We start from the raw sequence: 16,018 nt of genomic DNA on the forward strand, positions 1-16,018 counted from the left end.
TAGAAGAAAAGCAGCAACTTACACAGTTGCTGCTTTCTCTTCTTCTTGTTCTTGTTCCATCTTACGAATTTCAACACGTTTAATTTGGTAAGCGTCTTTTTCTAACACTTTAAATTCATAACCTTCCGCCTCAACGTGTTGTCCTTCTTCGATTTCATGATTTTGCATCATAATCCATCCACCGATTGTATCCACATCATCTTCTTCGATGTGTAATCCAAATAAATCTTTCACTTCTGAGATAAGCACTTTTCCATCAACAATGATATGTTGCTCGTTCACATGTTGAATTGGTGGTGCTTCATCTTCATCATATTCGTCACGAATTTCGCCGACGATTTCCTCCAAGATATCTTCAAGCGTTACAATTCCGGCTGTTCCTCCGTACTCATCATATAAAACAGCCATCGGAATTCGCTTTTTCTGCATTTGAAGTAATAAATCGTGAATTGGAGTCGTTTCCATCACTTCAATAATCGGACGCATATACGAGCGAATAAATGATAAATCTTTTTGATCCTCGGTCATATATCGAATAAAGAAATCTTTTACGTTGACCATACCGATAATATCATCTTTATCTTCCCCAAAAATCGGATAACGTGTGTATCGCTCATTTTGGATTACTTTCATGTGTTCTTCTACTGAATCTTCCAGGTAGAAACCAATGATTTCTGTTCGCGGTACCATAATCTCTTTCGCAATACGATTATCAAATTCAAAAATGTTATTTACATACTTGTATTCAGCTTGATTAATTTCGCCGCTTTCATAGCTATCTGAAAGGATAAGACGTAATTCTTCTTCTGTATGAGCTACTTCATGTTCTGAAGCTGGCTTTAAACCGAATAAACCAGTTATCACACGAGCTGAACCGTTCAATACCCAAATAAATGGATACATTACTTTATAGAACATCATTAATGGACCTGCCAATAATAACGTTACCCTTTCAGCCTTTTGAATTGCCATCGTTTTCGGAGCTAATTCCCCTACTACAACGTGTAAATACGTCATAATCATAAAAGCAAGACCAAATGTTAATACTGATGAAATAGAAGGATTTAAGTTCCATTTCTCAAATAACGGGTGTAATAACTTTTCGATTGTCGGTTCACCTAACCAACCTAATCCCATAGCTGTAACTGTAATACCTAATTGACAAGCAGATAAATATTCATCTAAATTTGTTGTTACCTTTTTCGCTGCTAAAGCACCGCGTTTTCCTTCCGCAACAAGCTGATCGATACGGCTTGAACGTATCTTTACAATCGCAAACTCTGCTGCTACGAAAAATCCAGTAAATGCGATTAAAATCGCAACCATGACTAAATTAAATATTTCCAATGAATCCCCTTAGTTAAAAAACTAAGGTGTCCACCTCCTGTATACTATAATGTTTTCTTATTTATTTGTTAGAAAACATAGCCCGATACAAAAATTAAAGAGGTCGGATTTCACTTATTCTATAATAATAGAGCAAGTGTCTGTATTAAAGCTGTCGTTTGACCTGATAAAGATTTCGATATTTTTTCACGTTGTGAATCAGTCAATTCATCTAAAAGCGGTTTTAACTCAGTAAGCTCCACTTCTAATCGGTGAATATGGTCTGTCACTTCATTCACTTGTTTCGAAACGTGTTCATTGATACCGAGCAGCTTCTTCTTCTCCTCGATTTTCTCTTTAATCTCACAAAGCGGCATATGCATTTCTTTGCACTTCTCAATAAATTGTAATGTCTCAAATGCTGTTTCGTCGTAATAGCGATAATTAGATTGAGATCGCTCCGCTTTTAAGATACCTAGATTCGTATAATAATCAATCGTTCGTTTCGACACGTGAGCCATGAGAGCCAACTGTCCGATTCGATACACCTTCCCAACGATCTTCCCCCCTTGTTTATATTACTTACATCATACAACACATAAACTGTACAGTCAAACGTGACGGTTTATTATTCACAATTTATACACAACTTCATATATTTTCTTAAACTTATAGAATATGATTCTACTTATATAATTAAATTATTAAATTTCATTAATTACGTGCTAGCCAAATATATTTATGAAATCACCTGTTCTTTTCAAATTTTCTTATTTTAGAACATACCGTTCTATTTCTAAAAAAATAACCCAGTACAATAAACTGAAAATTAAGTTATAATATCATTATAAAATATGAAGGAGGAATGCACTCATGTACTACAACACTTCATTCGAAAACGATCAGCCTGTAGGCCGTCTATAAACTAAGACGGGCATTCATTTAGCACATACACTACGCCTCGTCTTAGGGAACTCATATTACCCTAAAAATAGACGGAGGTACTTTACATGAAACAAACAATTTTAGGAGCTATATATTTATCACTAACAGCAAGTATATGGGGTGGTATGTATGTTGTTAGCAAATACATACTCGATTTTATCCCACCACTGACACTCGTTTGGTTACGCTTTATTATCGCTTTTGTTGTTTTGTATTTCATTTTGAAAATAGCTGAGAAAAAGCAAAAGAAAAAAGCAACCATTCGCAAAAAAGATTGGCTATTATTCGCTTGGATTGGATTTATCGGCTATTTCATTTCAATCACATGCCAATTTATCGGAACAAAATTATCCGACGCTCATACAGGCTCGTTAGTTACATCAGCTACACCTGCATTTATGGTTATATTTGCAGCGCTCATTTTGAAAGAAAAACTAACTGCTCGTAGACTTTTATCTACTATAATAGCGACAATCGGTGTCATTATCGTAATCGGATGGGATATTGAAATCGGCTCCTATTTTATCGGAACAATCATTTTAGTTGGAGCCGCTATTACGTGGGCTTTACTATCTATTTATGTAAAAATCGCTTCAATCCAATTTTCATCCTTAGTTATTACAACGTACGCAATTTTCTTTTCACTCTTTTTTATTACACCTTTTATGATATGGGAGCTACAAGCGGCCTCTATCGGAACAGTAAATACGTACGTAATATTAGGCGTATTATACTTAGGAATCGTCTCAACAGCAGGTGCCTTTTTCCTTTGGAATAAAGGATTAGAATTACTGGATGCAAGCATCGGTTCCTTATTTTTCTTCTTCCAACCTATCGTTGGATCGTTACTTGGTTGGTTGCTCTTAAATGAAACATTAAATAGTAACTTTTTCATTGGTGGTATTCTCATTATATGTAGCGTTTTAATTACTACTTTTGAAAAGAAATAAAAAGCAGGCAGAGATTCTTAGTCTCTGCCTGTTCGTATAATTGGATCTTGGTCGTGAAAACCAATACAAATCGGTATATTACTTTGCACTTCACTACGTACACTTATAAAACTACACAGCGTTTTAGCAATTAAATATAAAGTTATACCGATTGCTTTTTCACTTGTGTCAAAGCCATTTTCATTATACATATCCGCTAATTCTACAGACCCCGGCCCCTCAATATTATATGTCCATTCTGAAGCCCAATTATCGTCCTCTTCTTCCATTGAAACATATTCCTCACAAATATAAAGTGAAACTTTAATCAGTGGGGGCGTTCTTCATCCCCACTGATTATTAGTTGAACCAATCGGGCTTTTACGGGCAGTTGACTTCCCACGTAACTTCTTTGCTTTCGCTGAATTTTGAGGTGGGGGTCTTACTGCCCGTTAATGCGGGATAAAACTGACTATTCCACTCGTTATCAAGATCATACTCAAAATAAATCGCCTTTGCTTCTTCATTAGTAGCCATTTCTACAGCTGCATCCAAACCTACTCTAATACTTTCCTTATATGACTCTAAATCAATTGCTTTAATTCGTTCTGCATATTCTGTAGACGCCAACATGCAACAAATATCATAATACTTCGCTTCTATTTGCTCTACTGCTAACGAAAAGGCATCCTCTTGCACCTCTTCTAAATACTGAAATATATCCACACTAAATACTCCTCACTCTTTACGCACTCCAATGCGATGGACGAGACAATAATTTCGGTAATTTCGTATGTTTGTCCCCTCTAGCCGCATTAACTTGAACTTGCGTCAGGAAAATACTATTTGTAAAATCAGTCCCGCGAATATCTGCATCTCGTAAATCTGCTCCGATGAGATCTGCCCCTCGTAAGTCTGCTCCATTTAAGTTTGCCGCAATTAAATATGCTCCTCTTAAATTTGCACCTTGTAAATCTTTCTTTTTCAGATTTGCTCCCATAAGGTCTGCACCGCGGTGTATGATTCGTTTCTTACGCGCAGTATTCATTTCCTTCCATACTAATTCGCTCGTTTCTAAAAGAAGAATGTTTACCTCTGCCCTATGCACTGGAACATTTATTTTCATTAACTCATCTGGATTTAAATTCGAAAGTCGCTCTGTCTCCTCAATTGCGGTCTTCAGCTCTTTATGAATTGGCTGTGTTGCCTTTAAAAGAATCGCTTCATTCAAATACCAAAGCATTTCATGAAGTTGATGCATAACTGGAAAAGCATCATACATTTTTCTCGCATGCTTAGCATCTTTCCGCCAATCAACCCCGTTAAATGTAACTTGAGAAATCTTCTGCCCAGCGCCGAAACATTCAAATACTGTACAACCTTTATAACCTTTTCCTCTAAGATTTTTATGTATACTACATTTAAAATCTGATTGTAAGTTGGAACATGGTTTACCACCATCTTTATTCACTGCAAAATCTACCGATGCTGCGAACGGTAATGCAACGCAACATAGACCGAAGCATTTTTCGCAGTTTGCTTTTAAATGATCATTATGATTAGTCAAAATCTATACCCCCTGTTGTCTTTTGACTATTTCATAATATTCCAACTGTAATAAATAATCAATTTTAAAATAAACCGGCATCTTTCGTTTCAATTCATAACTTTATCATTCGATTTCCTTTCAATTGAAAAGGACTATTTTTATTTAATGAATTATAATTAAATTATAAATTTTCTAACTAAAAGGAGACTTATTATGGCACTACAAATGAAAACAAACTGTCAAATTTGCAATCAATCGCTCGAACAAGATTCTGAAGCATACATTTGTGTATATGAATGTACATTTTGCGCACCATGTACAGAAGAAAGACACAACGTTTGTCCAAACTGCGGCGGCGAATTAGTACGTAGACCGAAAAAGAAACAATAAAAAGCAAAGCGATATCGCTTTGCTTTTTATTGTTTTCTGAGTATATGAAATTATATCGAACACAACTTAAACATTTAAAAACTTCACACAAACAGGCTCTGGCACAGCAACATCAGATTGTAAAAGTGTTAACTTTCCTGTAGATTCATCTCTTGAAAATAGCACAAGATTATGTGACTTTTCATTTGTAGCAACAAGAAACTTTTCAGTGGGATCTAATACAAAGTCCCTCGGCCAATTTCCTTCTGTAGATGTATGTTCAACAAATGTAAGCTGACCTGAATTTTGATCTACGCTATAAATAGCGATACTATTATGACCACGATTACCTGCATATACAAAACGGCCGTCAGAAGAAATATGGATAGCACTTCCTTGACTATTTTCATCAAAGTGTTCTGGAAGAGTAGAAATATACTGTACTTCTGTAAAGGATCCTTCTTCCGAGTTATATGTTAGCGCAATAACCTCTGAACTAAGCTCCGTCATTACATAAGCGTATTTTCCATTTGGATGAAAAGTAATGTGTCTTGGACCACTCCCTGGATTTACAGATAAACTATTCACTTCTGTTAATGTACTATCTTTTATTTCATACGTAATTAACTTATCAATTCCTAAATCAACACCTATCACATATTTTTCATCAGGAGTATATCCCGCGTAATGTGCATGTGGTTTTTCTTGTCTTTCTTTATTTGGACCTGAACCTTCATGCGCCATAATAGATGAAGCAGGATTTACAGTTCCATTTTCTTCATTTATTTCAAAAGACTCAATCGTTCCTTTATGGTAATTTGCTGTAACTACCGTATGATTCCCACTATCAACGCTCACATGACAAGGAGAAGCCCCTTCTACTACTTGTCTGTTTTCTGCCTTTAACTCTCCAGTTTTACTATCAATTGAATAGGCAGCTACACCACCAGATTCTCCTTCCTTAACAACGGAATAGAGATACTCATTATTTCGGTTAATCGTTACATATGTAGGGTTATCCAGCTTAGCGGCAAGTGTTACATTACTAATTTTTTTTGCTTCTGTGTCTAAAGTAATCTTATATATTCCTTCACTATTTTCTTTTGTGTAAGTTCCAACATATCCAATAAACTCTTTGTTATCCTTCATTTTTATAACCCTCTCTCCCTATATTTTTCGTTCATCATACTTCTTAAAATATTTTATGTTGAAAGAGTATCCTAAAAAATCGGAGTACCTCTTTATACGTTACCATATTTTCTTGATAAATAGCTTTTAAACCCACTTTTTTTGGTACGCTGCTATACTTTCATATTCTTCTTCCAATTGACGAGACAGACGAATATAGATTGGTGTTAAATCTTTATATTTTTCCACACTTTCCATGTTTGGCCCATGATGAAAATCTGCCCCTACCATTTCAGAAACTACGCATAATGTATCTATTTCACCTAAACTATATAAACCGAGGATTGCAGCACCTAAGCAAGAGCTTTCGAAACTTTCAGGAACATATACGTCTTGATGGAAAATATCTGCCATCATCTGTCTCCAAAGTTCCGATCTTGCAAAACCGCCTGTTGCTTGAATTTTTTTTGGTTCGCCAATTAGCTCTTTTAAAGCGAGAAGAACGGTATATAAATTATAAATTACTCCTTCTAAAACAGCACGGATAAGATGTTCTTTCTTATGATGCAATCCGAGTCCAAAGAAAGATCCCCGTGCATTTGCATTCCATAAAGGAGCTCTTTCCCCTGCTAAATACGGATGAAACAATAAACCGTCAGATCCAGGATTCACATTTGCTGCTATTTCAGTAAGTACTTCATATGGATCTTTTCCTAAACGCTTCGCAAGTTCAATCTCTGAAGTGCCCAATTGGTCACGAGCCCATCTGAAAATCATACCACCGTTATTAACTGGACCACCGATTACCCAATGGTCTTCAGTTAACGCATAACAAAAAATTCTACCTTTTGGATCTGTTACAGGACGATTTGTTACAGCACGTATCGCACCGCTTGTACCAATTGTAACAGCCACAACGCCAGGGTCTATTGCATTTACACCTAAATTAGATAGTACTCCATCACTCGCTCCTACTACAAAAGGCGTAGAAACAAGTACATTCATCTCTTTGGCAAGCTCTTCATCTAATCCTGTTAAACTGTGCGTTGTTGGAACAAGTTTAGAAAGCTTGTCATCTGTAATTCCCGCAACATGTAAAGCCTCTTCATCCCATTTTAAAGATTTCAAATTAAACATCCCTGTCGCTGATGCTATAGAATGATCAATTACATATTCTTTATATAACTTGTAGAAAACATATTCTTTAATAGAAATGAATTTATAACTTCTTGCGAACAATTCTACCCGCTCATTCTGTAACCAAACTAATTTCGAAAGTGGTGACATCGGATGAATAGGTGTCCCAGTACGTAAATAAATTTCATGACCATTCATATCATTCTTTATTTTCTCCGCCCAGCTTGCACTTCTATTATCTGCCCACGTGATACATTTCGTTAACGGATTTCCATCTTCGTCTACAGCGATAACGCTATGCATTGCCGAACTGAAAGAAACACAGAGAATATCAACCGCTTGTATATTACTTGATTGCACAACTTCTTTAATCGTATGTATCACCGCTTGAAAGATTTCTTCTGGATCTTGTTCTGCTATTTCAGGCGTAGGAGAATATAAAGGATATTCAATTCCATGACTTGCAATAACAGATCCATCAATTGAAAACAAAACCGATTTTGTACTAGTTGTCCCAATATCTACACCGATCATATATTTCGATCTCACTATGTAACCCCTTTCAGAATATACCATTAAAAAAGAACACTCTCAATTCTTTACTAATTATGCATACATACTTGGGAGCACCATGGTTTATACGAAAAAAGACTCTCCCTTATGAGAATTACGTGCTAACTAACTTTACTCTCATAAGGGGGCCTTTTCATATCTATTGTACTAATTTGAAAATGAATCGTTTCTATATGATATTGCTGTTTTCACGTAATAAGATGTCAAAATCAAGATTAAGTTTATAGGATGAAGTCACATAGAGATTGACCCTCTCGTAAAAAAGCAATTAGTGAACATTTCACTTCATTATAATTTAGGCGCTTTCGCCCAATCAGCAGCAAATTTCTCAATACCTTGGTCTGTTAATGGGTGCATAGCAAGTTGTTCAATTACTTTATAAGGAATTGTTGCAATGTGAGCACCTGCCATCGCTACACGAGTTACATGATCTGGATGTCTAACAGAAGCCGCAATAATTTGTGTATCTAGTTGATGAACATCGAATAATTCAGCAATTTTAGCAACTAATAATACGCCATCTTCAGAAATATCATCTAAGCGTCCTAAAAATGGAGAAACGTACGTTGCACCTGCTCGAGCAGCTAAAAGTGCTTGGTTCACCGTGAAAATAAGTGTAACATTCGTTTTCACACCTTTTTCAGTAAGGTAGCGACAAGCTTCTAATCCAGCTAACGTCATCGGAAGTTTAATTGTAACTTTTTCATCGCCACCGTTAATTTTAATCAGTTCTTCTGCTTGGGCGATCATCTCTTCAGCTGTAACAGCATCTGGCGTTACTTCTGCCGAAACAGATTCAACTTTAGGAACTGCCTGACAAATTTCTGCAATACGGTCTTCAAATTTAATGCCCTCTTTTGCTACTAAAGAAGGATTCGTTGTAACACCAGCTAAAACTCCAAGTTTATATGCTTTTTTTATATCCTCAAGATTTGCAGTATCAATAAAAAATTTCATGATTAATTCCCTCCAGTTTTTAAACGTTGATGAGTTACATGTTTAATATGCTTATCCCGTAAAAGCCCGATTGGTGTGGAATGAAGCCCCTACTTATTAAAGTTTCACTTTATTTCTTTTCTACTGCATGTCCGCCAAATTCATTGCGCAGAGCTGCTACAACTTTTCCTGTAAATGTATCATTGTCTAATGAGCGGTAGCGCATTAATAGAGACATTGCGATAACAGGAGTTGCTGTTTGAAGGTCTAATGCTGTTTCTACTGTCCATTTTCCTTCACCAGAAGAATGCATAACACCCTTAATCTCATCCAATTTTGCATCTTTAGAAAATGCATTTTCTGTTAATTCCATTAACCAAGAACGAATGACTGAACCGTTGTTCCATACTCTTGATACTTTTTCATAATCGTAGTCAAATTCACTTTTCTCTAGAATCTCAAATCCTTCACCAATAGCAGCCATCATACCGTATTCAATTCCGTTATGAACCATTTTTAAGAAGTGACCACTACCAGCTTTTCCAGCATATAAGAATCCATTTTCTACAGCAGTATCGCGGAAGATAGGTTCAACGATGTCCCAAGCTTCTTGATCTCCTCCGATCATGTAACAAGCACCATTACGAGCGCCTTCCATTCCGCCAGAAGTTCCTGCATCCATAAAGTGAATGCCATCTTTCTTTAATTGCTCATATCGGCGGATAGACTCTTTATAATGTGAATTACCAGCTTCAATTAAAATATCTCCTTTTGATAAAAGTGGTGTAACCTCATCAATAACAGAATCAACAACAGCGTGTGGTACCATTACCCAAAGAATTCTTGGTGATTGTAATGACTGAACAAGTTCACTTAAACTAGATGTACCCGTTGCCCCGTACTCTTTCATTTCTTCTACTGCGCTCGTATTTAAATCAAATGCTACTACTTCATGTTTATGATCCATTAAATTTTTCCCTAAATTTAATCCCATTTTACCTAACCCAATTAATCCTACTTGCATAATATAATTCCTCCTCAAATCATCTTTTATTAAAAATCCATATCACTACAATCTGGAATACCTTTCAGCACTGAAATGTTAGTATGTACAGAAAGGTATTCACAGTCATAGCTTAAGAATTCAACACATTTTTTGTAATTTGAACAACATTTTCTGTCGTAAATCCAAATAGATTCATGACTTCAGCTCCAGTTCCTGAAGCTCCAAATGTTTCAATTGATAGTACTTTTCCTTCTTGTCCTACATAACGTTCCCAACCTAGAGATACACCCATCTCAAGAGATACTCGTTTCGTTACAGAAGACGGAAGAACGGATTCTTTATATTCGTTCGATTGGCGATCGAATAACTCCCAGCTCGGCATTGCAACGATGCAAACAGAAACTTGTTCTTCTTCTAATTTTGCTTTCGCACTAGCAGCTAAGGATACTTCAGAACCTGTCGCAATTAAAATTACATCCGGATTTTCATTTGTTTGTGTTAATACGTAAGCTCCTTTAGAGAGATTCTCTATGTTCGCTTTCGTTTCATTAAACACCGGTAAATTTTGACGGCTCAGTACTAAAACGACTGGACCATCCGTTTGCTGTAAAGCATACGCCCAAGCACTTGCTGTTTCATTTGCATCTGACGGACGGATAACTGTTAGACCAGGAATTGCTCGAAGCGCTGCCAATTGTTCAATTGGTTCATGCGTTGGACCATCTTCTCCTACAGCAATCGAATCATGTGTAAATACGTAAGTAACAGGTAACTTTTGCAGTGCAGCCAGTCGAATCGATGGACGAAGGTAATCATTAAATACAAAGAATGTACTTACGAAAGGTTTTACTCCTCCATGGAGAGCCAGTCCATTCGCTGCCGCGCCCATTGCATGTTCACGTACACCGAAGTATATATTTCGTCCAGCATATGATTCTACTGCATATACTGCTTCACCTTTTATATCTGTCATCGTAGAATGAGAAAGATCCGCACTTCCACCGAAAATAGAAGGAATCGATTTCACATAATGATTAATAGCTTCCCCACTTGCAACACGAGTGGAAATTGTTTTTTCAGTATCAAAAGATAGAATGTCTTTCGCTTCAATTAAAACCTCACCTGTAATCGCTTTTTCTAATTCATCTGCTAGTGCAGGGTTTGACTCTCTGTATACGTTAAATTGCTCATTCCATTCGTTCTCTTTTTCAATACCTTTTTGTTTCAGTTCATTAAAATGAGCTGTTACTTCTTCAGGCACAAAGAAGTCTTCCTCATAGTGCCAACCATACACTTATTTTGTCGCTGTCGCTTCTTCTACTCCAAGCGGATTACCATGTGCTTTATTCGTTCCAGCAACTTTTGGACTTCCATAACCTATAATGGTTCTAATTTCTATAAGAGTAGGTTGATCCGTATTTTCTTTCGCTAATGTAATGGCTTTTGTAATAGCATCGACATCGGTTCCATCTTCAACTCTTACATATTGCCAATGTACAGATTCTGCCCTTTTCTGAATATCTTCAGAGAAAGCAATGCCTAATTCACCATCAAGTGAAATTTCATTTGAATCATACAGTACAATTAACTTGCCAAGTTTCATATGTCCTGCCATTGACATCGCTTCATAAGCGACACCCTCCATTAAGTCACCATCTCCGACTAAAGCATACGTATTGTGATCTATAATAGAGTGACCATCCTTATTAAACTTCGCTGCTAAATGAGCTTCTGCCATTGCCATTCCGACAGCATTAGCAATCCCTTGTCCTAACGGGCCTGTAGTCGCTTCAACTCCAGGAGTATGACCAAACTCAGGATGTCCTGGTGTTTTACTATTTAACTTTCTGAAGTTTTTCAAGTCATCAATTGAAACGTCATATCCAGCTAAATGAAGTAGGCTATATAACAGACTAGATCCATGTCCTGCCGATAAAACGAAACGATCACGGTTAAACCATTCTGGGTGATTAGGATTGTAATTTAAATGATTCGCCCATAATGCATAAGCCATTGGTGCTGCTCCCATCGGAAGACCTGGATGACCTGAGTTTGCCGCATTAATAGCATCAATCGATAACGTACGAAGTGTATTCACTGCTAATTGATTTATGTTTTGTGCCATAGTAATCGTCCCCCTAAATGCTTTCATGAAAGAAAGTACTTATTTTTCCGTCTCTTGATCTAACCACCATTTAAATCCACTTTCTTGCAACAGTTCATTAGACGCTTCTGGACCATATGAACCAGACTCATATTCATGAAGCGGTAATAAGTTTTCCTCGAACGCTTCAAGAATTGGTTGTACCCATTCCCATGACAATTCAACTTCTCTCCAATGTGCAAAGAATGTAGCGTCTCCACTCACCGCATCATGAATGAGTCTTTCATACGCTTCAGGTACTCCCACATCCACTTGCTCGCAAGTAAAGTTAATACGCATCGGTTCAATCTCTCCATTTTTCAATGGATTTTTACTATTTAACTGTAATGAAACATTCTCACCTGGGCTAATTTCAATTATTAATAAGTTAGGTGCTGCATTTGGATTATTATCTTGATATTGCTGTTTTAACGTATTTTTAAATTCAATTACAATACGAGTAGACTTTTCTTTCATTCGTTTTCCTGTTCGTATATAGAAGGGAACGCCAGTCCAAAATGGATTATCGATCCACAAACGAGCAGCAACAAATGTGTCTATGTTAGAAGAAGGATTTACTCCTGGCTCCTCTTTATACGCTACAACTTGCCCGCCTTTTATCTCTCCTGAAGAGTATTGACCGCGAATGATATGGCTTTGAACGTCTTCTTTTTTCACTTTACGAAGCGTCTCCATTACTTTTCGTTTTTCCTCTCGAATTTCACACGCATTAACCTTTTCCGGCAGATTCATAGCAGTCATCATTAATATTTGTAACATATGATTTTGAACCATATCTCGAATGGCTCCTGCATGATCATAATATCCGGCTCTTTCTTCAACCCCAACTGTTTCACTAGCTGTAATTTGTACATTTGCTATATGTTCTTTGTTCCAAATCGATTGGAGAACAGGATTTGCAAATTCTAGTGCTTCAAGGTTTTGAATCATCGGTTTACCTAAATAGTGATCAATACGGTATATCTCGTCTTCTTCAAACGTGCGACTAAGCTTATCATTAAGCTCACGAGCAGATGTAAGGTCGTGCCCAAACGGTTTCTCAATCATCAGGCGTTTCCATCCATCTGTTTTATCAAGTCCGCTTTCCTTAATATTTAAAGCAATGGTCTCGAAAAATTCAGGAGCAACTGAAAGATAGAACATTCTATTACCTTTTATATGTAGTTCCTCTTCCCTTTCACGAACGACTTGTAATAACCTCTCATAGTCTTCCGGTTTACTCACATCTAATGGACAATAGCGAAAATTATCTAAAAAACCTTCGAGTTCCGGAGTACCTTCTTCCCTCTGACGAGAAAACGTCTCTATTGATTCTTTTATTCTTTTTTGAAAATCTATATGAGATACTTCACGTCTTCCAAGCCCGATAACAGATATTTGCTTTGGAAGCTGTTGATCTCTATATAAGTTATATAGCGCGGGGTAAATTTTGCGTTTTGCTAAGTCCCCTGTCGCTCCAAATAAAACAAAGGTCATTGATTCCAAGTTCAGTCCCCCTCGTGATGTATAGTCATTGTCACTATAGTAAAAATGCATTGTACAGAAGCTACTATCATTGTTGATTCACTCTTGCTTCTTAACTTCAAATTTTTTATATTTGTCGCTTTCTCATTGTCCCCAATATTAATAGTGGCAATTCAAAGCATTTTTACCACATACTACTTAATTACTATAACTTATATAAAATAATTTAATTATTAAAAGTAATTAAGTTATTTTATATCTATCATATTAACTACATAAATTATCATCGTCAAGAAAAGTGTCTCGGATTAAAGATTCTTCATTCCCTAATATCTTTTAGTACTCATGTATTTATTAGAAAAAGATTAGATCTATGTTCATTACATGAAATGAATAATAAAAAGGCCAAAATGAACATATTCTTGTTCGTTTTGGCCTTTTTATTATTGCTTCAGATGATTCTTAACTGCTCTTATAACCAATTCGTGATCTTCTTCTGGTGGTAATCCCGAAACTGTTATCATTCCAATAACCCCTACGTCTTTTATTCTGATAGGAAAGCAGCCACCAAACGCAGCATATTCCGAAGTATCTAAAAGATATTTTTCATTATATGAGATTCCAGTTATTTCACTTTGTATCTGCATATAATACGAGCTATGATCATGCAGAGAAACGACTCGTTTTTTACGCTCAATCCATTTCGTATTTTCCTCATTTGTCCCTGTCATTTTGAAATGAAACAATTGCACACCGTTTTTCGTTATATCAACAGCAATCAATTTCCCCTCTTTCTTCGCTGTTTCAACGATAAATAAACCTAGTTGCAGTGCATCTTCATTTGTAAAAGAGGAAAATTGAAGTGTTTCCTCCTCTATTAAAATTCGTTTACTTATTTCATTCAAATTTGAAGTACTCATATCTTTAACCTCCATAATTGTTTTATGCCACACCGACATTTTTTCGAAATTATTAGGCCATATAGTACAACCTTTCAATCAATCTGATTCTAAATAAACTACTGTAACATCTTTGGTGACTAGTACCGTAAAGCTTGTTTTCTTCTTACTGGTGCTATTATGAATGATATTCAAAGTTATAAAAAGTACTATTCTAGTTACCCTTATCTTACAGAGACTATTATGAAATATATTTAACATCTTAAAAATGTATGTACTAAAGAATAATATTTTTAATCACTAGCTTTTTTGATCAATCATTATAATCCAATTTCATCAAAATTTTTATCAATTATTACACTATCCAACAATAGGAGGAAACAAAGATGGATGAAAATATATCCAAAAGCTGAAAAGCAGTTGAATCCCTTGAAGGAATAGTTGTAATTCACTACATATAGAAATAGACATACAAAAACGCTATCCTTTCCTATAATTCTAAAGAAAGAATAGCGTATTTTTTCAAAAATGAGTTCTTTTATTGAGAAACTTTGATTCTATATCATACATAAAAGAGCAACTAGTGCTAAAACAGCTGGAAGTCCTTGTTTCACAATAATTGATTTATTAGATGTGAAACCTCCGAAAATAGCTGCTATCACCACACAAATCACGAAAAATAATTGGACCATATAACCAATTGGATTGAGCCCAAGTACAAGTCCCCAAATGAGACCAGCCGCTAAAAATCCATTATATAAACCTTGGTTTGCAAACATAATGGCTACGTTTCGATCTCCTTCTAAATGCTTCGGTAATTTGAAAGCACGTTTCGCTACTTTTGAATCAATAAAAAACATTTCAAGGATCATGATAAACAAATGTTCTAATGCTACGATCCCGACTAAAATAGCTGCGATTATTTCCACACTATTCTGCCCCCTACACTCTCTATTCTTTAATATTCTCTACATTTTTTTGTATCTGTAATAGAACATGAATAAGTATTTTGCGTTCTTCTCCACTGATATTTACGAACATTTCCTTCATAAAATGTTCCTTTTCTTTCTTGTCAAAATATTAATTGATGTATCAATTATTGATACATCAATTAATATACATCTCTCTTTTTATTTTTGCAAGTTTTTTTGCTCAATTGGTTTTATTTTGTTCCAGCAACTTTAAACCAATTCAAAACATCAGTTCGTATTTCTAGAAATCATAATTACTTTAAGTTCATTCTGACAATCATATTTAACTAAATATATAAAAGAATTGAGTTATATCTCCATCAATTTATAAAAATTATTTTTTTCTAAAAACAGATACTTTACGTTTTTTATAGTAATAAAAATCATTTTTTGTTTCAGAGGCAATCCATTTTGTTAGCTTGATGGGCATAGGATAGCACCATATGACGAACCAATTATCTTTCAAGAAGACGGCTAGAAATCTGGATTTGGTACAGGAGTTGCCTACTTCCCCGATCCAGATGGTACTAATTTAGAGCTAATTGCTCCAAAAGGGCCATTCAGACATGAATAGTTAAAATAAATTAATACCGAAACAAGCCACCTTCTGCCTGGAAGATGG

The 16,018-nt window shown here is 35.8% G+C and carries 12 protein-coding genes and 3 pseudogenes; 3 read left to right on the plus strand and 12 right to left on the minus strand.

The annotated features are described in order from the left end of the window. Positions 1–18: 18 nt before the first annotated feature. Positions 19–1,347 (minus strand): hemolysin family protein, encoded by a 1,329-nt coding sequence (locus tag CN409_RS02445; protein WP_000402254.1) that lies wholly within the window; start codon positions 1,345–1,347, stop codon positions 19–21. Positions 1,348–1,466: 119 nt separating this feature from the next. Continuing rightward, positions 1,467–1,874, minus strand: a complete 408-nt coding sequence (locus CN409_RS02450) for a MerR family transcriptional regulator (protein ID WP_000285639.1) — start codon at positions 1,872–1,874, stop codon at positions 1,467–1,469. A gap of 462 nt (positions 1,875–2,336) precedes the next feature. Here CN409_RS02450 and CN409_RS02455 point away from each other — a divergent pair, with 462 nt between their 5' ends. Further along, positions 2,337–3,221: a DMT family transporter gene (locus CN409_RS02455; protein ID WP_000814767.1), complete on the plus strand. Its 885-nt coding sequence runs from the start codon at positions 2,337–2,339 to the stop codon at positions 3,219–3,221. Between the two features lie 17 nt (positions 3,222–3,238). On the opposite strand, the pseudogene CN409_RS32730 reads toward CN409_RS02455, so the two are convergent. Next, positions 3,239–3,926, minus strand: a pseudogene (locus CN409_RS32730) (hypothetical protein). 19 nt (positions 3,927–3,945) lie between these two features. After that, on the minus strand, positions 3,946–4,767 hold the full coding sequence (locus CN409_RS02470; protein WP_000181441.1) for a pentapeptide repeat-containing protein: 822 nt from the start codon (positions 4,765–4,767) through the stop codon (positions 3,946–3,948). Between the two features lie 195 nt (positions 4,768–4,962). On the opposite strand from CN409_RS02470, the gene CN409_RS02475 reads away from it, so the two are divergent. Continuing rightward, positions 4,963–5,139, plus strand: a complete 177-nt coding sequence (locus CN409_RS02475) for a DUF1272 domain-containing protein (RefSeq protein WP_001207878.1) — start codon at positions 4,963–4,965, stop codon at positions 5,137–5,139. 66 nt (positions 5,140–5,205) lie between these two features. On the opposite strand, the gene CN409_RS02480 is transcribed toward CN409_RS02475, so the two are convergent. The 8 genes and pseudogenes from CN409_RS02480 to CN409_RS02515 form a co-directional block, all read right to left on the minus strand. After that, positions 5,206–6,267 (minus strand): lactonase family protein, encoded by a 1,062-nt coding sequence (locus CN409_RS02480; RefSeq protein WP_000654322.1) that lies wholly within the window; start codon positions 6,265–6,267, stop codon positions 5,206–5,208. A gap of 126 nt (positions 6,268–6,393) precedes the next feature. Next, positions 6,394–7,917: a gluconokinase gene (gene gntK / locus CN409_RS02485; RefSeq protein WP_033669680.1), complete on the minus strand. Its 1,524-nt coding sequence runs from the start codon at positions 7,915–7,917 to the stop codon at positions 6,394–6,396. Positions 7,918–8,244: 327 nt separating this feature from the next. Next, complete coding sequence (gene fsa / locus CN409_RS02490; protein WP_000667676.1) at positions 8,245–8,913, minus strand: fructose-6-phosphate aldolase; 669 nt, start codon at positions 8,911–8,913, stop codon at positions 8,245–8,247. A gap of 109 nt (positions 8,914–9,022) precedes the next feature. After that, positions 9,023–9,916 carry a phosphogluconate dehydrogenase (NAD(+)-dependent, decarboxylating) gene (gene gnd / locus CN409_RS02495; RefSeq protein ID WP_001195925.1) on the minus strand — a complete coding sequence of 298 codons (894 nt, stop codon included), beginning with the start codon at positions 9,914–9,916 and terminating at the stop codon, positions 9,023–9,025. 112 nt (positions 9,917–10,028) lie between these two features. After that, positions 10,029–12,023, minus strand: a pseudogene (gene tkt / locus CN409_RS02500) (transketolase). Between the two features lie 39 nt (positions 12,024–12,062). After that, positions 12,063–13,547 (minus strand): glucose-6-phosphate dehydrogenase, encoded by a 1,485-nt coding sequence (gene zwf / locus CN409_RS02505; RefSeq protein WP_044784246.1) that lies wholly within the window; start codon positions 13,545–13,547, stop codon positions 12,063–12,065. 422 nt (positions 13,548–13,969) lie between these two features. Beyond that, positions 13,970–14,485: a heme-degrading domain-containing protein gene (locus tag CN409_RS02510; protein WP_074789785.1), complete on the minus strand. Its 516-nt coding sequence runs from the start codon at positions 14,483–14,485 to the stop codon at positions 13,970–13,972. Positions 14,486–14,982: 497 nt separating this feature from the next. Next, on the minus strand, positions 14,983–15,354 hold the full coding sequence (locus CN409_RS02515) for a DUF1304 domain-containing protein (protein WP_000402472.1): 372 nt from the start codon (positions 15,352–15,354) through the stop codon (positions 14,983–14,985). Between the two features lie 487 nt (positions 15,355–15,841). Here CN409_RS02515 and CN409_RS02525 point away from each other — a divergent pair. Beyond that, positions 15,842–15,970, plus strand: a pseudogene (locus tag CN409_RS02525) (VOC family protein); the annotation flags it as partial. Between the last annotated feature and the right edge of the window lie 48 nt (positions 15,971–16,018).

Source organism: Bacillus sp. AFS012607, from assembly GCF_002558005.1.
GTDB classification, from domain to species: Bacteria; Bacillota; Bacilli; order Bacillales; family Bacillaceae_G; genus Bacillus_A; species Bacillus_A thuringiensis_S.